At 65.9% G+C, this 20,302-nt stretch carries 17 protein-coding genes, 1 tRNA gene, 1 other RNA gene and 1 pseudogene; 11 read left to right on the forward strand and 9 right to left on the reverse strand.

Going from position 1 to position 20,302, the window contains the following annotated elements:
• Nucleotides 1-10: 10 nt before the first annotated feature.
• Entirely contained in the window at nt 11-544 is a 534-nt protein-coding gene (locus AB0313_RS12100) for a GNAT family N-acetyltransferase (protein ID WP_366305752.1), read from the forward strand.
• Nucleotides 545-548: 4 nt separating this feature from the next.
• On the opposite strand, the gene AB0313_RS12105 is transcribed toward AB0313_RS12100, so the two are convergent.
• Nucleotides 549-2,729 carry a glycogen debranching N-terminal domain-containing protein gene (locus AB0313_RS12105; protein ID WP_307307479.1) on the reverse strand — a complete coding sequence of 727 codons (2,181 nt, stop codon included), beginning with the start codon at nt 2,727-2,729 and terminating at the stop codon, nt 549-551.
• A gap of 58 nt (nt 2,730-2,787) precedes the next feature.
• On the reverse strand, nt 2,788-3,849 hold the full coding sequence (locus AB0313_RS12110; RefSeq protein WP_307307482.1) for a glycosyltransferase family 4 protein: 1,062 nt from the start codon (nt 3,847-3,849) through the stop codon (nt 2,788-2,790).
• A gap of 215 nt (nt 3,850-4,064) precedes the next feature.
• Here AB0313_RS12110 and AB0313_RS12115 point away from each other — a divergent pair, with 215 nt between their 5' ends.
• Nucleotides 4,065-4,763 carry a DsbA family oxidoreductase gene (locus AB0313_RS12115; protein WP_141943907.1) on the forward strand — a complete coding sequence of 233 codons (699 nt, stop codon included), beginning with the start codon at nt 4,065-4,067 and terminating at the stop codon, nt 4,761-4,763.
• A gap of 35 nt (nt 4,764-4,798) precedes the next feature.
• The gene (locus AB0313_RS12120; RefSeq protein WP_366305755.1) at nt 4,799-5,449 is read left to right on the forward strand and encodes a TetR/AcrR family transcriptional regulator; all 651 of its coding nucleotides are present in this window, start codon (nt 4,799-4,801) and stop codon (nt 5,447-5,449) included.
• Nucleotides 5,450-5,464: 15 nt separating this feature from the next.
• Here the strand turns inward: AB0313_RS12120 and AB0313_RS12125 are convergent, their stop codons facing one another.
• Nucleotides 5,465-6,133, reverse strand: a complete 669-nt coding sequence (locus AB0313_RS12125; protein WP_141943910.1) for a LytR C-terminal domain-containing protein — start codon at nt 6,131-6,133, stop codon at nt 5,465-5,467.
• Complete coding sequence (locus AB0313_RS12130; RefSeq protein ID WP_174237612.1) at nt 6,126-6,425, reverse strand: type II toxin-antitoxin system VapB family antitoxin; 300 nt, start codon at nt 6,423-6,425, stop codon at nt 6,126-6,128. The genes AB0313_RS12125 and AB0313_RS12130 overlap by 8 nt, the downstream gene beginning before the upstream one ends.
• Before the next feature lie 139 nt (nt 6,426-6,564).
• Here AB0313_RS12130 and AB0313_RS12135 point away from each other — a divergent pair, with 139 nt between their 5' ends.
• Nucleotides 6,565-7,494, forward strand: coding sequence for a hypothetical protein (locus AB0313_RS12135; protein ID WP_366305757.1), 930 nt, complete (start codon nt 6,565-6,567; stop codon nt 7,492-7,494).
• An 81-nt stretch (nt 7,495-7,575) separates the two neighbouring features.
• Nucleotides 7,576-9,213: a stealth family protein gene (locus AB0313_RS12140; protein ID WP_141943914.1), complete on the forward strand. Its 1,638-nt coding sequence runs from the start codon at nt 7,576-7,578 to the stop codon at nt 9,211-9,213.
• Nucleotides 9,214-9,269: 56 nt separating this feature from the next.
• Here AB0313_RS12140 and AB0313_RS12145 read toward each other — a convergent pair whose 3' ends face one another.
• On the reverse strand, nt 9,270-10,199 hold the full coding sequence (locus AB0313_RS12145; RefSeq protein WP_141943916.1) for a phosphodiesterase: 930 nt from the start codon (nt 10,197-10,199) through the stop codon (nt 9,270-9,272).
• 159 nt (nt 10,200-10,358) lie between these two features.
• The gene (locus AB0313_RS12150) at nt 10,359-10,871 is read right to left on the reverse strand and encodes a glutathione peroxidase (RefSeq protein WP_141943918.1); all 513 of its coding nucleotides are present in this window, start codon (nt 10,869-10,871) and stop codon (nt 10,359-10,361) included.
• A 101-nt stretch (nt 10,872-10,972) separates the two neighbouring features.
• Between AB0313_RS12150 and AB0313_RS12155 the strand changes: the two genes are divergently transcribed.
• Nucleotides 10,973-11,635: a hypothetical protein gene (locus AB0313_RS12155; protein ID WP_366305863.1), complete on the forward strand. Its 663-nt coding sequence runs from the start codon at nt 10,973-10,975 to the stop codon at nt 11,633-11,635.
• 71 nt (nt 11,636-11,706) lie between these two features.
• Here AB0313_RS12155 and AB0313_RS12160 read toward each other — a convergent pair.
• Nucleotides 11,707-12,060: pseudogene (locus AB0313_RS12160) on the reverse strand (M23 family metallopeptidase); the annotation flags it as partial.
• Between the two features lie 600 nt (nt 12,061-12,660).
• Here AB0313_RS12160 and AB0313_RS12165 point away from each other — a divergent pair.
• The gene (locus AB0313_RS12165; protein WP_366305759.1) at nt 12,661-13,590 is read left to right on the forward strand and encodes an oxygenase MpaB family protein; all 930 of its coding nucleotides are present in this window, start codon (nt 12,661-12,663) and stop codon (nt 13,588-13,590) included.
• A 79-nt stretch (nt 13,591-13,669) separates the two neighbouring features.
• On the opposite strand, the gene AB0313_RS12170 is transcribed toward AB0313_RS12165, so the two are convergent.
• A tRNA-Ser gene (locus AB0313_RS12170) sits at nt 13,670-13,754 on the reverse strand.
• Between the two features lie 393 nt (nt 13,755-14,147).
• Between AB0313_RS12170 and ffs the strand changes: the two genes are divergently transcribed.
• The 4 genes from ffs to AB0313_RS12190 all read left to right on the forward strand — a co-directional run bounded on the left by ffs (nt 14,148) and on the right by AB0313_RS12190 (nt 19,984).
• Nucleotides 14,148-14,244, forward strand: an RNA gene (gene ffs / locus AB0313_RS12175) — signal recognition particle sRNA small type.
• Nucleotides 14,245-14,295: 51 nt separating this feature from the next.
• Nucleotides 14,296-17,748, forward strand: a complete 3,453-nt coding sequence (locus AB0313_RS12180; protein WP_366305761.1) for a DNA polymerase III subunit gamma and tau — start codon at nt 14,296-14,298, stop codon at nt 17,746-17,748.
• A gap of 72 nt (nt 17,749-17,820) precedes the next feature.
• Complete coding sequence (gene recR, locus AB0313_RS12185) at nt 17,821-18,420, forward strand: recombination mediator RecR (protein ID WP_141943924.1); 600 nt, start codon at nt 17,821-17,823, stop codon at nt 18,418-18,420.
• 205 nt (nt 18,421-18,625) lie between these two features.
• Entirely contained in the window at nt 18,626-19,984 is a 1,359-nt protein-coding gene (locus tag AB0313_RS12190) for an aspartate kinase (protein WP_141943926.1), read from the forward strand.
• Between the two features lie 92 nt (nt 19,985-20,076).
• Here the strand turns inward: AB0313_RS12190 and AB0313_RS12195 are convergent, their stop codons facing one another.
• Nucleotides 20,077-20,292: a hypothetical protein gene (locus AB0313_RS12195; protein WP_141943928.1), complete on the reverse strand. Its 216-nt coding sequence runs from the start codon at nt 20,290-20,292 to the stop codon at nt 20,077-20,079.
• Between the last annotated feature and the right edge of the window lie 10 nt (nt 20,293-20,302).

Here is a 20,302-nt window from a genome sequence, read left to right on the forward strand (position 1 = left end):
AGCAAACCCCATGACCCACACCATCCGCACGGCAACAGCGGACGACGCCGGCCCGCTCGCCGCGCTGGCGGCCGTCACCTTTCCGCTGGCCTGCCCGCCGTCGTCGTCACCTTCCGACATTGCCGCGCACCTGGCCAACACGCTCAGTGAAGAACACTTCGCGGACTACCTCGCCGACCCGGACATCACCATCCTGGTCATCGACGCGGACGGGCAGCTCAACGGCTACAGCCTGCTGGTGGACCGGCCGGCCACCGACCCGGACGTTGCCTCCGTCCTGTCCCTGCTGCCGTCCGTGGAAATCAGCAAATGCTACGTCCACCCCGACTACCACGGGCTGGGCGCCGCCGCTGAGCTCATGCACGCCACCCTGGCGGCGGCCGCCGCATCCGGCGGCGCCGGGGCGTGGCTCGGTGTGAACAGCCAGAATGCCCGCGCCATCCGGTTCTACGAAAAGTCCGGCTTCCGGAAGGCGGGCACCAAGTCGTTCCGGTTGGGCAGCACGATCGAGCACGACTTCGTGCTGGAGCGTCCCCTGCCGTAACCGCTCACATCTCCGGTTGATGCAGCTTTCGGATGCCGGGGCCTGCCACTGCTTCCTCCAGCGGGTAGGCCAGCGGCGGCCGGGGTTCGGACAGGAGCTTCAGCCCAGGCGGGAGGCCCTCGATGGTGCCGCTCGATCCTGCGGCGCTGATGGTCACCCGGCTCGTATCCAGCAGGACGTTTTCGGCCCTGAACGAACCCACGGACTCCGGCAGGATGGGCGCCAAGTGCACCACCCCGCGGGTGAACACGGGGTCGAACCGCAGCAGGATCCGCGCAAGCTGAACCGGTGCGGCCGCCGCCCAGGCCTGCGGTGAGCATGCGGTGGGATACGGGACAGGGCCGGGAAACTCGCCGCGGTCGAATCCGCAGAACAGCTCCGGCAGCCGGCCGTCAAAATGCTCGGCAGCATCGAGGATGCCCAGGGCCACCCTCTTGGCCTCGTCCACGAACCCGTAGCGCATCAGCCCCGTGGCTACCAGCGCAGTGTCGTGTGGCCACACCGAGCCGTTGTGGTAGCTGACGGGGTTGTAGGCGCCCATGTCGGAGGCGAGGGTGCGGATGCCCCAGCCCGTGAACATCTGCGGGGACATCAGGTTTTCCATGACGGACGTTGCTTTGTCCTCGTCCACGATGCCCGTCCACAGGCAGTGTCCGATGTTTGACGTCAGCGCATCGACGTGCCGTTTGTCCTTGTCCAGCGCCACCGCAAAATAGCCCTTGTCAGGAAGCCAGAACTTCTTGTTGAACTCCTCCTTGAAGGCTGCCGCCTTGTCGGCCCAGTGTTTTTCCAGGTCCGAATCTCCGGTCCAGTGGGCCAGCAGCGACCTGCCAAGGTAGGCGGAGTAGACATAGGCCTGGACTTCGCAGAGCGCGATCGGGGCTTCCGCGATGGTCCCGTCCGCGAAATTGATGCCGTCCCAGGAGTCCTTCCAGCCTTGGTTGACCAGGCCATGATCGTTGGGCCGCAAGTATTCCACGAAGCCGTCACCGTCGCGGTCGCCGTACTTTTCGATCCATTCCAGGGCGCGGTCCGCGTGCGCCAGCAGCGGCTGGATCGCGTCCCGTGACAACCCCCACCGGCTCAACTCGCCCAGGGTGGATACGAAGAGCGGGGTGGCGTCGGCCGTGCCGTAGTACGCGGTGCCGCCCAGCGACAGGCCGGCAGTGACGCCCAGCCGCACCTCATGGGGAATGCGGCCCGGTTCCTCCTCGGAGTCCACGTCCACCTTCTTCCCCTGGATACTGGCCAGGGTCTGCAGCGTGCCCAAGGCGAGATTGGGGTTGACCATCATGCTCATGTAGGACGTGAGCAGCGAGTCCCGCCCGAACAGCGCCATGAACCAGGGCGCCCCCGCCGCGACTGCGGCGCGGTTGGGATGGTGGGCATCGAAGATCCGGAGTGAACCAAGGTCACTTTGGCTGCGGTTGAGCACGTTCTGGAAGCTGGTGTCCTCGATGCTGATCCGCGGCACGTTCTCCTCCCAGGCCAGGTGGCGCCGCACGCCTTCACGGTGGTGCGGGAGCTGGCCTTCGGTGAAGGGCTTTTCCGGGGCTTCCCCGTTGACCAGCGGCACCACGATGACGCTGGTGCTCCATTTGCCGCGGGCCGGAACGGTGACGTTGAACCGGAGCCCGTCGGTCCCCACCTCAGCACCCCGGGCCCCGATGGCGGAACCCCGCTGCTGGCCGTGCCGCGACGCTTCAATGATGAGCTTTCCATCCGTCACGGTGCGGGTTGTGTCATCGGGGCCTGTTGTCCGGCCGCCTTTCACGTCGAAGAGGTCGGCCTGGTCTGCGTCCACGAGAAGTTCGATGGCACACTCAACGGGCTCCGCGGCATAGTTCTGCAGGGTGATGTCGTCCTGCAGGCCCGGCCCGATGTGGCGGACCTGGCGCACTACCAGGGGACTGTCGAACCGGCCTCCCGGCCAGGTGGCGCGGCCGACAAATGTCGCCTCGAAAGGCTGCGGCTTTTGGGCTGACAATGGTTCGCGCCGCGAGCCGTTGATGCGCAGCACCCAGCGCGAAACGATCCGGGTGTCCTGGTAGAACGCGCCGTTCGTGCCGCCGTCGGGACTGATGTCGCCGGTCCCCGCCGAAATACAAAACGAAGAACCTTCCAGGACGGTGACGGCGCCGACGTCAGAGCCCGAGGCCTCATTATCTTCGTTCCAGGCGGTCATGGAAGGACTCCCTTCTCAGGCGGATTGCTGCCGGGGAGCCGAATGGCCGCCCGCCCCCTTAACGATTTTGGTGCACAGGCGTGGTAACCGGAACCCCTCCCGGCAATCTCCCGGCCAGCAGGTCATCAAAGAGCCTGAGATGCTGCGCCACCATCCGCCGGGCACTGAACCGCTCCTCCACCGATGCCCGGCAACGTTCCCTGTTGAGGGCTGCGGCCGCCTCGACAAAGCCAGGCAGTTCCTCCGTCCGCCCCAGGAAACCCGTCCGGCCGTGCTCCACAATCTCAGGGGCCGAGCCGATCCGCGTCCCGACGACGGGAGTTCCGGTGGCCAGCGCCTCGATCATCACCAACCCGAAGGGTTCTGACCACTGGATGGGGTTGAGGAAAGCCGCAGCCTCACCCATGAGTCGGTACTTGGTGGCATCGTCGACTTCACCCACGAAGTCCTCGTTGGGACCGAGTATCGGTTCGATGACTTCCCGGAAGTAGCGGACCTCGTCGGGCTCCCGCATCTTGACGGCGATCTTGAGGTGCATACCCACGTCCCGGGCGATGGTGATGGCCTCCAACAGTCCCTTGTCCGGGCAGGCGCGCCCCACGAAACATAGATACCCGCCACGGCCACTGCCGACAGGGACCGCGGAAACGTCCATGCCATGGTGGATCACCTGGGTGACAGGGACCTCCGGAGCGTGCGACGCCTGGTCACGGGAGATCGCCACGATGGCCACACCCTGCGCCATGGCCCGGTAGAGGTCCTCCGCTTCCTTGTGGAGGGGGCCGTGGATGGTGGTGACCACCGGGACATTGGCGGGACGGCCGGCGTAGAGAGGACCCGCCAGCGTATGGTCGTGAATGATGTCCACGTCCTGCAGCCCCTTGTAGGCCCGGATCACGTGGCTGAGCTCGGACATGGTCAAGCCAAGCTCATCCCGGGACGCGGGGCGCATGCCAGGCACCAGCGGAACGGGGCAGGTGCTTTCGGTGGGCGCCGCAAGCAGCACCTCGTGGCCGGCGGACACGAAGCCCCGCGCCAAAGTATCCACAACCCTTTCGATGCCTCCGTAGGTGCCCGGAGGAATGGGAATCCATGGTCCGGCAATAAGTCCAATTCGCATATCTGGCCTCCTGGGAAAACGAGGCCCGGACTCCCCAGCCGCCAGGCACTTCCCGCCGCGGGACATGCAGGTCCCGTGGTGTTCTATGTTTGTGGCGTCTGCTTCACCTACTTCAGAACTATTGCCCACGACGGCCCCGGCCACAAGACCTGTTTGTGGGGTATCTCATAGCGGGCGGCCGGAATGGCAGCAGCCACAGCCGGGTTGTCCAAGGCATGAAGATTGAGATCTGGTCCGACGTTGCCTGCCCGTGGTGCTTCATTGGCAAGCGCCGGTTCGAGGCAGCCCTGGCGGCGTTTCCCCACCGTGACGCCGTGGACGTGGTGTGGCGCAGCTACCAGCTGGACCCCACGCTGCCCGAACACTACGACGGCACTGAGCTGGAGTACCTGAGCAGCCGCAAGGGCATGCCGGCCCGGCAGGTTTCCGAGATGTTCGACCATGTGGCAGCGCAGGCAAAGGGTGAAGGCCTGGACTACCACTTCGACCAAGTAGTGGTGGCCAACAGCTTCACCGCGCACCGCCTGATCCACCTTGCCGCGGCCCATGGACAGCAGGATGCCGCCAAGGAACGGCTGCTCAGCGACCACTTCGAACACGGCAAGGACATCGGCAGCCGCGGGTACCTTTCCGCCCTGGCCGGCGACCTGGGCTTGCCGGCCGACGAGGTGGAGCAGCTTTTCACCACGGACAAGTACTCGGATGAGGTCCGGCACGACTTCCAGGAGGCCCGGGCCCTGGGCATCAGCGGCGTTCCGTTCTTCGTGATCGACCGGAAGTTCGGGCTGTCCGGCGCCCAGCCCACGGAAACGTTCACTGCGGCGCTCAACCAGGCATGGCAGGACGCCAATCCCCTGGTGCTTGTCAACTCTTCCGAGGCCGAAGCCTGCGGCCCGGACGGCTGCACGGTCTAGCGGATTTTACTGACACATCGCGGTAAAGTGTCTGTATGCCCAGGATTTCAGCGGCCAGTAACGCCGAACAACGCGCGGAGACCCAGCGCCGCATCCTCACCGCTTTCGGCGAGCTCCTGTTTACCCACGGGCTTCCGGGGCTGACCATGACGGATGTGGCCCGGCACGCAGGCATTGGCCGGACCGCCGTCTACAACTACTACGCGGACATTGAAGAACTCCTGATCTCCTACGCCCTGGATGAGACAGAGAAATTCCTTTCCGATCTGCGCGAGTCGCTCCAACGCCTCGAGAACCCGGTGGACCGCCTGGCGCTGTACGTCCGCGCACAGGTGGTGGACCTCTCCCGCCGCCACCTCCCGCCGGGACCAGCCATGGGGGCGGTCCTGTCGCCGTCGTCCTTTGCCAAGCTTTCGGACCACGTGGGTGAGCTCAGTGTCCTGCTGCAGGGCATCCTTGCCGACGGCATGGAGCAGGGCTACCTGCCGGTGGCGGATGTGGGCCAGCAGTCCCAGTTGATCCTGGGCACCCTGTCCTCCAGTGCGGCGAGGGGCAGCGACGAGCCGGCGGAGCTGGAAGCACGCGTGGCCAGGACCGTGCGGTTCATCCAGCTCGGCGCCGGCGCAAGGTTCGCCGACGACGGCCGGCCCATCCGCGTAGCCCAGATCCCGGCAGTGGCCGGCTGAGAGTCGCCCGGGACGTCAGGATGCTGCGGTGGGACTGACGGGCAGTTTGTCCAAGTCCGCTACTCGCCGGTTCTCTCGGGGGCAGCTGAGCTTGCCGGGTGTCTGGTCCACCAGTTCCGGCGGGACGAGCGCCTTGTAGTCCTGTGCCAGGATCACGTCGACGCTGGCGTCCGTCCGGCCGTCCTCGAAGTAGTCCGAACCCTGCAGGTTCCGCTGCACGGTGAATGCCGCCGGCTGCCCGGCCGGCCCCGACACTACCTCGGCGACACCCCGGTAGCCGGCATTGATGTTCGAAACGTTCCCCACCGCGAACTTGCGTGCCGCGAACTCATCCGCCACGGACTTGGCCAGCCCCGGCCGGCTGGTGGAGTTGAAGACGTTGAGGTTGACCTTGTCGTTGGGCGTGTAGTCGAACATTGTGGCCGGGCACGAGGCAACCGGCGTGGGGGCAGGCTCCGCCGTGGGAATTCTCAGCCGGCCATTGATGATGGCCAGCGCAGTAATAATGCCCGCGCCGATCAGGCCGATCAGCAGGACCAGCACTACTGCGTGCAGTACGCGGCGACGGACGCGGGCGGTCTCGTCGGCGTCCCTGGCCGCCTCCATGGCGGCGCGCAGCTCGGCGCCGGAAACAACATGGTGGCCATGAAGGATGCTGGGATCCTTGGCCCGGTTCCTAGCCATCGAGCACCAGGACCCTGGCGTGGATCGCGGTGCGCTGGTGCAGTGCGGTCCGGACCGCACGGTGCAGGCCATCCTCCAGGTAGAGGGTCCCCTTGTACTGCACCACGTGCGGGAACAGGTCACCGAAAAACGTGGAATCCTCGGCCAGCAGCGCTTCAAGGTCCAGGGTGCGCTTGGTGGTCACCAGTTCGTCCAGGCGCACCGGACGCGGCGGCAGGGACGCCCACTGCTTGGGTGTGTTGTAACCATGGTCGGGGTAAGGGCGGCCCTCGCCCACAGCTTTGAATATCACCATGCCACAGTAGGCACCGAGGTGCCGCAGCGAAAGTGGCAGGGCTGGCCGCCGCCAGGTTGTAGCCAAACAGTGACCATACGCCGCCCGCCGCCCCAGGCAGCACGCGGGCGGACATTCCTGCTGAGACAATGGACCCATGACAGCATCCGAGTCTCCCGCCGTGCCCGTGCCCGGAATCCGCCTGCCGTCCGCACCGCCGCTGGCGCTCCTGCTGGACGTGGACGGGCCGGTGGCAAGCCCGCTGACCCGCGACGTCAAGCCGGACATCATCCTTGACCTGGTGGCCCTTGCAGCGGCCGGAATACCGGTCATCTTCAACACCGGCCGTTCCGATGCCTTCATCCGGGAGCAGGTCATGGAGCCGATGATCGCCGCCGGGATTCCGGCAGGCACGGTCATCCACGCCATCTGCGAAAAGGGTGCCGTGTGGTTCAGCTACACCTCGGCCGGGCCCGGTCCCGTCCACGTGGACCGGGAGCTTGCCGTTCCGGCGGCGTACGGCGATGACATCCGCCGGCTGGTGGCCGAGGACTATGCCGCCCACATGTTCTTTGACGAAACCAAGCGCGCCATGGTGTCCGTGGAGCAGCACATCGACGTTCCCAGTGCCGACTACCTGGCAGAGCAGAAGCTCTTCGACGCCGAGGCCATGGAGCTGATGGTGCGCCACGGTCTGGGCGTTGTTCGGCTGGACCACCACGTGCCGAACTCCGACGACGAAGTGGACTACCGCGTCGACCCCACCATCATCTCCACAGACATCGAATCGGTGCGGCTGGGGAAGGACCTGGGCGCCAGCCGCGCAGTGGAACTCCTTGCAGCCCAGGGCATCACGCCGCAGGCATGGCGCACCGTGGGCGATTCCCGCACGGATTACGCCATGGCGGACTGGCTGCACCACAACGACCACCCCGTTAAGCACGTTGACGTGCGACCTGCGGACGGGGTGCCCAGCAAACCCTACCCGGTGCTGACCGCCGTGGACCTCGGGCTGGAGGCCACGGTGATCCACGACGACGCCGGCGGCGCCTTCCTGCGCGCCTGGCGGGAGGCGCTGGGCATCTGAGTCCCTGCCGGACCGCCGTCGCACGCCCACCGGGAGGCGCCACCGGCTCCCGAAACCTGCTGTTCCTCCGGCAGGACTATCATGCAGTTAAGAATGCCCACTTCCAGCAGCGCGGAGACAACCATTACAGAAGCACCGGTCCAGGACGAGGTCTACTACGGCGGCCAGGCGTCCGTGGAGGAACAATTTCACGCCGAGATAACGTCTGCGGCGGCGGAGCAGCGGCTCAGCCACCGGCCGGACGTCGTCCGGCACAAGGGCCGCTATGCCCTGATCAATGACACCCGGACCCCCTACCAGGCCATGGTGGAAGACCTGCTGTTCCTGCGCAATGTCCTGGCCAACGCTGACCTTTCGTACCTGCTGGTCCGCGGCAACAACGACCGGCCGGTGCTGGCCCTGGACTGGAAGGACCGGAAGAAGCTCCGGGCCGCGCTGGTGGAGGCGTGCCGCGACGAGCCCTTCTACTCCATGACGGTGGACGCCAAGAAGAAGACGTCCGTCCTGGTGGCCGACGGCGAGCTGTCCCCCAACCGGCAGGGCCGGATCTTCCGCCTGTACCGGCCGCGGGTGGAACCTGTCGGCGGGTTCGAGTTCGGAGCCTCCGCCGGCGTGCAGATTGAACTGTGGGCCTTCGAAGGCGAACAGCTGATCCTTCCCATCGAAAACTCCCTGACCCGCAGGACGCTGCTGCGCCAGGACGCGGTCCGCGGGACCGTGGAGCGCTACGGGCACACGTGGCCCACCATCGAGAACATGTTCGCCGATCACGCGAGCGACATCAGCTTCGACATCGACATCGTCTTCTCCTGGGTGGACGGCAGCTCGCCCGAATACATCGCGGCGCGCCGGGCCCAGCAAAAGGGACATATCCTGGGCGAAGGCGACGACCACGAGGCCCGGTTCCGGCAGATCAACGAACTCAAGTACGCCCTGCGGTCCGTTTATATGTTTGCGCCGTGGATCCGCCGTATCTTCATCGCAACGGACTCCCCGGCTCCCGCCTGGCTGGCAGACCACCCGTCTGTGACCATCGTGCGAAGCGAAGAGTTCTTCTCCGATCCCTCCGTGCTGCCCACCCACAACTCCCAGGCCGTGGAGTGCCAACTGCACCATATTGAGGGGTTGTCCGAGCACTTCCTCTACTCGAATGACGACATGTTCTTTGGCCGCCCCGTGGGACCGGACATGTTCTTCACCCCGGGCGGCATCACCAAGTTCATCGAGGCTGAAACCAGGATTGGCCTGGGTGAGAACGATGCGGAACGCAGCGGGTTCGAAAACGCTGCCCGCGTGAACCGCAAGCTGCTGTGGAACAGGTTCGGCCGGATCACCACCCGCCACCTGGAACACACTGCCGCGCCGCTGCGCCGCAGCCTGGTTGCACAGATGGAGGAAGAATTCCCCGAGGAGTTCCGGAAGACAGCGGCCAGCCGGTTCCGTGCGGCGGACAACATCTCGGTGACCAACTCGTTCTACCATTACTACGCACTGCTCACCGGACGGGCCGTTACCCAGACGGCCGCCAAGGTGCGCTACGTGGACACCACCCTGCGGTCCGGACTCAAGTACCTGCCCAAGCTGCTCGCCAAGCGGAACATGGACTTCTTCTGCCTGAACGACGGCAGCTTCCCTGAGGTCAGCGCGGACGAGCGCGCCGAAGTGGTGACGGACTTCCTGGAGCGGTACTTCCCCATCAAGGCGCCCTGGGAAAAGTAAGCCGGCCCTGGCCGGGGGGCCGTCAAAACCAGGACCGACCCCCCTAAGGACAGGTCCTAGCGACCGGAGGAGATCCCGAGTTTGGCGTTGCCGCGCTGCTTGGTGGTCTCAGGAATCCGGATACCTGCCTCGGCCAGCCGCCGCGCAGTCTCTTCGGGTGACACGTACTCGCCAACAGTGGGCGCACTGCCGAGGGGAACCACGGAATGCACGATCGTGTGCTCGTACACGTGTACAAGGTTGAATGCCTGGCCGCCGTCCTGCCCGCGCGTGCCTCCCACCGGAACGTTCAGGTCCTGGGTGTAGCAGGATGCGGACGCAACCGAGACGGGAACTCCGGCGAAGCTGGCGGTAGTGGAGTAGTGGAGGTGGCCGGCGAGGATGGTGCGGATATCAGAGTTTCGCACCACTGCTGCCAGCGACGCCTGGTCGCGCAGTTCCACCAGGACCGAAAGATCCAGCACGGAAGGGACCGGAGGATGGTGGAGGGCCAGGATGGTGCCATCCGGGGCCGGTGTTTCCAGCTGTTCGGCCAGCCACTCCAGCTGCGACGGGCTCAGTTCGCCGTGGTGGTAACCCGGGACCGTGGTGTCCAGGGTGATGACCCGCAGCCCGTTGATGAAGTAGCTGTGGTCCACCGGTTCATCGGTGCCGGGCTGGTCGAGCAGCCCCCTGCGGAAGTTGGCGCGGTCGTCGTGGTTGCCCATGGCCCAGATGACCTTGGCACCGAGTTCCTTGCAGGCAGGATCGACGATGGCCCGGAGCTTTACGTAGGCTTCCGGATCCCCCTTGTCAGCAAGGTCGCCGGTGAAAATCACGGCTTCAGGCTTGGCCCCGGACGCTTTGACTTCGTCGAAGAGCTGGATGAGCCTGGCTTCGCTGTCGACTGATCCGTAGAGGGGATCCGGACCTCCCAACAAGTGGGGATCGCTCAGGTGGAGTAGGAAGTGGCGTGGCCGGGGATGTTCGGCCTCGATGTGCTCCATTGCTACCTCTATGGTCGGTGGGAAGGCTCTCTTCCCTTGTACCCTTCAGTAATATTTATCCAATCAGACATTTGGCAAACATGGGGTAAATCGCCGTAGCTGATGTGGAAAAAGTTGGAAGAACTGCGCTTTTGCAGATCTCATTCGCCGAGAACGCGTTTACCCAAGCGCTTCTTCAATCGCATCGATGACCTCAAGGGAATCCGGCTCCACCGTAGGGGCAAACCGGGCCACCACGTCGCCCTCACGGCTCACCAGGAATTTCTCGAAGTTCCACTTCACGATCCCCGGCAGCAGGCCGGTCCTGAACTTGGTGAGCTCGGTGTAGAGCATGTGTTGGTTCCTGCCACGTACGTCGGACTTGGCCGTCAGCGTGAAGGTGACCCCGAAGTTCCGCTCGCAGAAATCCGCTATTTCACTGTCGGTACCGGGCTCCTGGCCAGCGAACTGGTTGCAGGGAACGCCCAGCACCTCGAAACCACGATCCCGGAATTTGCCGTAGAGGGCTTCGAGTCCGGCGTACTGTCGGGTGAAGCCGCAGTTGGATGCCACGTTGACTACCAGGACCACTTTCCCTTCGAACTGGCCGAAGTTGGTCCGGGTGCCGTCATTGAGTATCAGCGGGATCGGATAGAGGGGACGGGGGCGGCGCGTCTGCGAAAAAATCTCCATAAAGGCAATTCGTCGCCGATCCCCCGGCGTACGGGTCCCCCCGCGGGATTTCCTAGGCCGGCGGCGTGGTTGCCGCGGGTTCGCTTGCAGTAGGCGCGGGCGTGGGCTCAACCGCCGGAGGCACTGGAGTTAGAGCCGTCGGCGAAGGCGCCGGCGCGGGTGCCGGCGCCGACGTTGTGGGCGCGGGCGCCGTTGTGGGCTCGGGTGCCGGTGCCGGTGCCGGTGCCGCCATTGTGGGCGTGGGGACGGGTTCAACCGCCGTTGGCACCGGGGCGGGAGCAGGCGCAGTAGGCAGCGGAGTTGCAGAGTCAGTCGGCGACGGGCTCACCGGGTCAGTGGCTACCGGATCGGTAGGGGCAGGCGCAGTAGGCGTTGGCGAGGGAGTCGGCGTCGGCGTCGGCGACGACGTCGGCGAGGGCGACGGGCTTACCGGGTCAGTGGACGCAGGCGGAGCCGTGGACGGTGAAGGGCTTGCCGTGTCCGTCAGGGAAGGTGCCGGATCGCTGGGAGCAGGCCCTGAGGAAGGTGGCACGGCGCTTGCGGAAGGTTGCGCAGGTGGTTGGTCCGTCGTCGTCAACTGCACGCCGGGAGGCGGAAGCATTGCGCCCGTCGCCTCCCATGGCAATGGCGCGGGGGCAGGCGGCAGCACCGCCGGGAAGGGCGACATCTGGAGGCCGGCCGCAGGGAACCCGGAGCTGGTGTCCACCTGGAGGGGGATGGTCCAGCTGATCATGCCTGCGGACAGCCCCTGGCCGGGCGCATAGGACACCAAGTCCGCAAGCGGCTGGTTCAGTGCCCGGAGCTGGAGGAAGCTCCACCGCATTGGGTTGGTGTAGCGCCCGTTGAGGATGGACTCGAAATGCAGGTGGCACCCCGTGGACCACCCGGTGGTGCCCACGCGGGCGATGGCCTGCCCTGCCTGCACCCTGTCGCCGGTGTGGACACCAATGGATTCAAGGTGGTTGTACGTGGTGATGAGGCCGTCACCGTGGTCGATTTCTATGCGGTTCCCTCCACCCCAGGGATGCCATCCTGCCGCGCGGACAACGCCGGAATCCGCCGCATAGACCGGCGTTCCGCAAGCAGCGGCGAAGTCCTGGCCCAGATGGAAGTCCCCCGCTGCCCCGCTGATCGGGCTGACCCTGAACCCAAAGGGTGAACTGGGATCGAGGAACTGAAGCGGAGACATCAGGAAGCCCGCCAATGGCCTTCCCGCTGCTGCGGTTCCGACTGCCAGCAAGGAACCGTCCTGACCGAACCCTCCAATGGAAGTATGCGGGAAGGCCAGGGCGGCCTGGGGGTCGGAGAGGATGGCGGGCGGCAGGGCACTGGCGACAAGCTGGTCCGACGACGGCGGAGAGCCTGCCGCGTGCGGCTGGGGAACGCTTCCGGTCCCGGAAGCCCGGGCCGGGGCAGCAGCGCCAGGACCGGCGCCCGCTTTGACAACCGCTCCAGCCAGCAGGCCCGTATCAAGGGAGCCTGCAGAAAGATTGACGGCGCAAACTGCGGCAGCGAGAATTCCCGCCGCCGCGATGGCGCGGGCAACGTGGGAAAACGTTCGTTGGTCCGGCTTCCCCTTGCCCGGCACAGAATTTTTGCCCAATTAACTGACTCCACGACGTGGCCTGCCGCACGGTGTCTCGACGGTATGTCCCATGGGAACACAGGACGGCGGGGGTGGAAACCCCGGGACCGGACACTGCGGGTTTTTTGTGGGCCGTTAGGGGGAGGCAGCCGAATTGTCCGCCGGGCAGCATGCCGTGCTTGAACAAATGGGCAACAATGTCTCATGCGCAATGTGCTCCGTACATGGCGGGACGAAGTCAAGAAGACCTTTTCAGGCAGGGCCGACGCCCCGCCTGACTGGACGCTGCGACTTGCCGAGGGCGACGACGCGGGTTACCACCTTCCCGGTTCGGCGGTGTGGGCGGTGCACGGATCCATGACGCCAATCGTTGGAGGGATCCGCACGCTGCTCATGCAGTCGCTCCACCCGGGCGCGCTGGCAGGCGTGCATCAGCACTCCAACTTCCGCGAAGACCCGCTCCGGCGTCTGGCCAATACCATCCGCTGGATCTTCACGGTGACTTATGGGTCAACGGCGGCGGCAGAGGAGGCAACCAGCCGGGTCCGCCGCCTCCATGAGCCCGTCCAGGGCAACTACAGTGGCAACGACGGCGAAGTGCACACTTACAGCGCCAACGATCCAGCCCTGGCCGGCTGGATCCACCTTGCTTTCACGGACGGCTTCCTCGCTGCCCATAAGATCTGGGGCGGCCCCATTCCCGGCGGGGCGGACTCCTACGTCCGGGAGTGGGCCCAGGCCGGGCGCCTGATGGGCGTGGAAGAGCCGCCGCTGACCGAAGCGGAGATGCGCCGCCAGTTGGACCGTTGGTACGGGCAGCTGAGGGCTGACGACAGGGTCAAGGAAACGGTGGAATTCATCCGCAACGCCCCGCTGCATCCCCTGCTGAGGCCCGGTTACCGGGTCCTGTTCGCCGGCGCCGTCTACAGCCTGGAACCCCGTTACCGCCAGATGCTGGGACTCTCGGTTCCACGGCTTGGCCCGTCCCCCCTTCCGGTGCGGCTGGCCACGAAGGTGGTGCTCGGCGTGGTCCACCTCGCCCTGGGTGGTTTCCGCAGGCGGATGGGTCCCAGCGAAATGGCAGCCCGGGAGCGTCTGCAGCGGCTGGGAGGGCCTTCTCCCCGGGTGGCATGACCGGTGCCCCGGAGGCAAGTCCCGGGCATTAAAAGCAAGAACCCGGCTCCAGGGTTACCGGAACCGGGTTCTTGACCGGCGGAGAATGGGGGATTTGAACCCCCGAGGGCGTTAACCCAACACGCGTTCCAGGCGTGCGCCATAGGCCGCTAGGCGAATTCTCCAACTGCTTCTGAATCAAAAGCAGGTACTAGATTACCTGAAGTTTCCCGCATCGCCCAATTGGCTCCGTTGATGCGGTTTCCGGGGGCCTGTCCCAGGCCCCTGCCAGCCCCATGCCCACTGCCGCTTAACGTGAAAATGGACGCCCCCAATGCGCCCATTCCCTGTTGCACCGTTGAGCTGCCGGGTCCGTCCCGTTCAGCCAGGCCACACAGCTCACAACCTTGAGATTGCCACAATCGGTGTACATACCAATGATCGCGGCTGGCGCAGTGATACGCAATGGATTTCCGCAATGTCCCTGGCCTGTGAAGCGCAGGTGGGCAGCCGTCGGCCGGCCGTCGACTTGGCGAAAAGCCGATTCGAGTCGCGCCGGATGTTCGGGTAAAGTATCTGACGGCCCCTCATGTGGCGTCATCCTGTTGAACTCCCCCAGGACCGGAAGGTAGCAAGGGTAGACGGGCTCTGGCGGGTGCATGGGGGGTCTTTACTATTCCCCCACAGGGCGGCATGATGTCAGCCCGGATTGGTAGGGTTTTCTCTGTGACAGTTACTACCGCCCTGTACCGCAGATACCGTCCCGACTCGTTCGCTGACGTTATCGGGCAGGAGCACGTCACCGAGCCCCTGATGACGGCTTTGCGGAAGAACCGCGTCAATCACGCCTACCTTTTTTCCGGCCCCAGGGGGTGCGGAAAAACAACTTCCGCCCGAATTTTGGCACGCTGCCTGAACTGTGCCCAGGGCCCCACGGATACCCCCTGCGGGACCTGCCCCAGCTGCATCGAGCTGGCCAGGGGCGGCTCCGGTTCCCTGGATGTCATCGAGATCGACGCCGCGAGCCACGGCGGCGTTGACGACGCGCGGGACCTCCGCGAGCGCGCCACCTTTGCGCCAGTCCGGGACCGCTACAAGATCTTCATCATTGACGAGGCCCACATGGTCACGTCGGCCGGGTTCAATGCCCTGCTGAAGATCGTGGAGGAGCCGCCGGAACACATCAAGTTCATCTTCGCCACCACCGAGCCTGACAAGGTCATCGGAACCATCCGGTCCCGGACCCATCACTACCCCTTCCGGCTGGTGCCGCCAGAGCCCCTGATGGCCTACCTGGAACTCCTGTGCCGCCAGGAGAACGTCCCGGTGGCCCCCGTTGTCCTGTCGTTGGTCATCCGGGCCGGCGGCGGTTCCGTCCGCGACTCCCTCTCCGTCCTGGACCAGCTCATGGCCGGCGCCGGACCCACCGGGCTTGACTACGAGCTGGCCGTGGCGCTGCTTGGCTACACCCACGCGTCACTGCTGGACGACGTCGTGGAAGCCATCGCCGCGTCCGACGCCGCCACCGTCTTCCGTGCCGTGGACCGGGTCATCCAAACCGGCCATGACCCCCGCCGCTTCGTCGAGGACCTGCTGGAGCGCTTCCGCGACCTGATCATCGTCCAGGCCATGCCGGAGAGCGCCCATGCCATCCTGCGGGGAATGCCGGCGGACCAAATCGCCCGCCTCCAGAACCAGGCACACAACCTTGGAGCAGCGGAACTCTCCCGCGCCGCAGACGTCACCAATACGGCCCTGACCGAAATGACAGGTGCCACGTCTCCGCGGCTGCACCTTGAACTGCTCTGCGCCCGGATACTGCTGCCCAGCTCCGAGCAGAATGAGCGCGGGATGGCTGCCCGGATCGACCGGGTGGAGCGGCGCCTGAACTATGCCGGGAACGACGTCGCGGCTCCCGCCACCCCAGTGCCTGGTGTCAACGCGGCGCCGGTGGCTGCAGCGCCTGCAGCAACGGCAACGACTGAAGACCCTGCCGCGGCGCCTGCCGCCTCCGCGCAGTCCACACCCGGCACTCCCGAGGCACCGGCTTCCGTGCGGGTTTCCGACCCCACCGGAGCTGCGTCACCCGAAGCTCCGGCCGCCACGCCGGCAACGGACGGCCACGCCGTTCCCGCGGCTGAAGCTTCCCGCAGCCCTCTCACCCCACCGCGGGTAAGCACCAGCGACTGGCCTGTGGAGGAACAGGGACACCCCCGCACACCACAGGGCCCTGCTGCGCCAGGAACCACGCCCGCGGCAGCACGGCAGACGCCTGCAGCGCCGCAGAACAATGCAGCACCGCAAAAAAACAGCACCCCGCAAAGCAGCCCCGCGCCACAGAGCACCCCCGCGCCACAGACGGCCGCCCCTCAGCCGGCGGGCAGCATGCAGGCATCCGGCAACAACGAGCCGGCACTGCGCCAGGCGGCACCTGACCAGGGAGCCCCGGCACACTCGGCGCCTCCCGCGTCCCCGGCCATGGGTGACGTGGAGGTCCTCCGCAGGGCGTGGCCTGACGTCCTGCAGGCGCTGTCCAAGATCAAGCGCAGCACCTGGGCCCTTGTTGAGCCCAACGCGCAGGTCAGCGCCTTTGACGGCAGTGTCCTCACCCTGTCGTTCACCACGTCCGGGCTTGCCGGGGCCTTCGGCAGGGCGGACCACTCCGACAACCTGCGCAAGGCTATCCATAAGACTGTTGGCATCGACTGCCAGATCAACGCGGTAGCCGGCGGCGGCCCCAGCCAGGCGAGCTCTGAGCCAAACCCAAAAGTGCCCGCCAGCCCGGTGGTTCCGGCCACTTCAGCTGACGTTGCATGGGGGCTGGCTCCGGCTCCCGCCCAAGCAGCTCCCCCGGCTGCTCCTGCCGCCGCGGCGCCGGCACCAGGAGCTGCGGCGGCTGCAGCCCAGGCTGCCACGCAAGGCAGGAGTACCGGGGCCTTCAGTACAGCCGCCAGCACGACTGCCGCGGCACGCTCCGGAAGCACTGCTGTTGCAGCCACCCCGGCGGCTACCCAGCAGGCCGACACCCCGGCGGCGGATTCCCCCGCCTCCCCCTCGCAAGGATTGCCGTTTGGGTCCGGGCCCCACGGGGACGGCGACCAGGGTACGGATCCCGCCCGGGCCGCTTCCGGCAGCCCTGCAACCGGACCAGGCACCGACTCCGGCATGTCGCCGTCCCCGTCAGCCGGCGGCGACTACTCCTACTCGGATGACGACTGGGGGCCGCCCCGGGATGAGGACGCTCCTCCCCTGGACGAGGAACCGCCCATGGATTGGGAACCCTCGGGAGGCTCTGCAAGCCGCCCTGCCTCATCTTCTGCAACTGCAGCCAGCCGGCAGCCTGCGGGCGGACGCGGGGAGCCTGCGTCAGGGCCCCCCGGAAGTACGGCCGTCAGTGCGCCGATGGATAGTGCCGTACAACCTGCCCCCCACACCACGCGCCAGCCGGCGGGCACCGTGCATGACCCCTGGACGCGTGCCGTGGAACAGGCGCCGGGCATCTGGGTGGTGGGAGACAAGAGCAACGTAGGCGCCAAGCACGCGCCATCTTCCACGGCTGAAAACATCGGGGAACAGGCCTCCGTCCCGCACTACGCACCCGCCACGGCCCAGGTTCCGCCCTCGATCCCCGCGGTTCCGGTCGCACCGGCTGCGGATACGGTTTGGCAAGGCCAGGGCGTTGTAACTGCCTCTGGCAACGGTCATGGGGAGCCGGGTGCCGGGGGCTACCACGAGCCGTCCCCCGAGCACGCCCCGGCACCCGAATTCGCCATGGCCTCGGCCGGCGCCGCCACGGTGGCACCGGTCCGCGTCCCACCGTCCTCCATGGCACCGTCCCCTGTTGCACCGTCCCCTGCCGCACACTCCCCTGCTGCATCTGCTCCCGTTGCGGCGCCGCCCACCCAGGCCCCCGCGGTCGCACCGGCAGCGGGACGAACGGAAACACGGCAGAGCCTTTACCAGCGGTTGTCCAACAGCCCTGAAGCTGAAGCCGGCCGGGCCAAGGCGCCTGCCAGGGCCGCTGCCCAAAGCACCTACGTCCAGGACATTCCAAGCGCTGATGATGAGACCATCGAGGAGTCGGGGGTATTTGGCCGCGCCGCCGTGGAGCGCATCCTGGGCGGCAAGCTGATCGAGGAGCGGTCACTGGACGGAAGCCCGGTCCCGCCCCGCTATTGAGGACACTCAGGCCCCCACGCCTTGATCCTGCCCTGATCCACCCGCCATCCATACCAAACTGAAGAGGGAAACGTGTACGAAGGTGCTGTCCAGGAGCTGATCGATGAGCTCGGACGCCTTCCCGGAGTAGGGCCCAAGTCCGCGCAGCGGCTGGCGTTCCACATCCTCGAGGCCGACCCCCAGGACATGAAACGGCTGGTGGAAGCCATCACCACCGTCAAGGAACGCGTCAAGTTCTGCACCGTCTGCGGCAACGTCACGGAGCAGGACCTGTGCAACATCTGCCGCGACCCGCGCCGCGATCCCGCCATTATCTGCGTTGTGGAGGAGTCCAAGGACGTTCTGGCGGTGGAGCGTACCCGTTCGTTCCGTGGGCGCTATCACGTGCTGGGCGGAGCGATAAATCCCATCGCGGGCGTAGGACCTGAGCAGCTGCGGATCCGCGAACTGCTCACCCGCCTCAACGACGGCGAAATCCAGGAGGTCATTATCGCCACGGACCCCAACCTGGAGGGTGAGGCAACGGCCACCTACCTGGCCCGCATGCTCAAGACCATCGGCATTGCCGTCACCCGCCTTGCCTCCGGCCTGCCGGTCGGCGGGGACCTGGAATACGCCGACGAGGTCACTCTGGGCCGTGCGTTCGAGGGGCGCCGCAACGCCCTGGGCTGACGCACCCCGCTGCCGGCCGCCGTCGTACTCCTTTGTGGTTGAACCTGATGTCCGCTGCCGCAGCGTACCGGGCGTGGGCCGGTATGTGGTCACAATTAAACGTCCCTCCGGGCACGGCGATAAACTGTCCCAAGGAATGCCGCGCCGTCCCGGCGTCAGGCCGCCTGGCCTCCAGAACTCCAATTGATCCAATGAAGGTACGCGCATGAGTACGCCCACCACCGAAGTGCACAACGCAACACAGCCGCAGGTGGCGCCCGCCGCCGGAGCGGTGACCAAGCAGCTCATTGTGCAGAAATTCGGCGGGTCCTCCGTGGCGGACGCGGACGGAATCAAGCGTGTGGCAAGGCGCGTGGTCGATGCCCAGAAAGCCGGCAACGAGGTGGTTGTGGTCGTCTCGGCAATGGGTGACACCACGGATGAGCTCCTGGACCTCGCCGCGCAGGTGACCGATTCCGCGCCCGCCCGGGAAATGGACATGCTCCTTTCGGCCGGCGAGCGCATCTCCATGGCACTGCTGGCCATGGCCATCAACAAGCTCGGCGCCTCCGCCCAGTCCTTCACCGGCTCGCAGGCGGGCATGATCACCGACGGAATCCACGGCAAGGCACGGATCATCGACGTCGACCCGCACCGGATCCGCACCGCCCTGGACAAGGGCAACATCGCCATCGTGGCAGGATTCCAGGGCATGACCCGGGCCACCAACGAAATCACCACACTGGGCCGCGGCGGCTCGGACACTACCGCCGTGGCACTGGCGGCCGCCCTCGACGCCGACGTCTGCGAGATCTATACCGACGTGGACGGCATCTTCACCGCGGATCCGCGGGTGGTTCCGTCTGCACAGAAGATCGACACCATCTCCAGCGAGGAGATGCTGGAACTCGCTGCTTCCGGCGCCAAGATCCTCCACCTGCGGTGCGTCGAATACGCCCGCCGGTTCGGCGTGCCGCTGCACGTCCGCTCCTCATTCAGCCAGCATGAAGGCACCTGGGTCATCCCCAGCGCCGACGACAAGATCACCACTCAAGAGGGAGTTGCCTTGGAGCAGCCAATCATCTCCGGCGTTGCGCATGACCGTTCCGAAGCGAAGGTCACCGTTGTTGGTGTCCCGGACATCCCCGGCAAGGCCGCCGCGATCTTCCAGGTGATCGCAGACGCACACTCGAACATCGACATGATCGTGCAGAACGTGTCCACGCACGGCACGGGCAAAACCGACATCTCCTTCACGCTTCCCATCGTGGAAGGCGCCGACGCCCTGGCCGCCCTCCACGCCGCACAGGACCAGATCGGCTTCGAGGCCATCGAATACAACGAGCAGATCGGCAAGCTCTCGCTGATCGGCGCCGGCATGCGCTCCCACCCCGGCGTTTCCGCCACCTTCTTCAAGGCACTGTCAGACGCCGGCATCAACATCAACATGATCTCCACGTCGGAAATCCGCATCTCCGTTGTGACCCACGCCGATCTGCTGGACGAAGCCGTCCGCGTGATCCACAAGGCGTTCGGGCTCGACACCGAAAGCGAAGCGACGGTCTACGGCGGCACCGGCCGCTAGGTTAGCCGCGAAAAGCCGGGCTGCCTTTCCCTGGAAGGAAGGGCAGCCCGGCTTTTGGCATCCCATGAGCGTGTCATGGCGGCCTGGAAAAGTCAGCTTTCGCGTTCCAGGTCTTCGCGGCGAACTGCGTAGTGGTGGCCGGTTGAATCGGTCTCGACCACGAAATGCGACAGATCCTCTTCGGAGGCCTGTTCAAATTCATCGTGTTTGTGCACGACGGGCGTATCGGCGTCGAGTCGGGTGGCAGGACCAAACAAGAAGCGGAGCCTCTCGGTCAGGCCCATGAAACTGTCGAGGACATGTGCCACTGTTTCCACC

Origin of the sequence: Pseudarthrobacter sp. NPDC080039 (assembly GCF_040702335.1) — a bacterium.
Taxonomy (GTDB): Bacteria; Actinomycetota; Actinomycetes; order Actinomycetales; family Micrococcaceae; genus Arthrobacter; species Arthrobacter enclensis_A.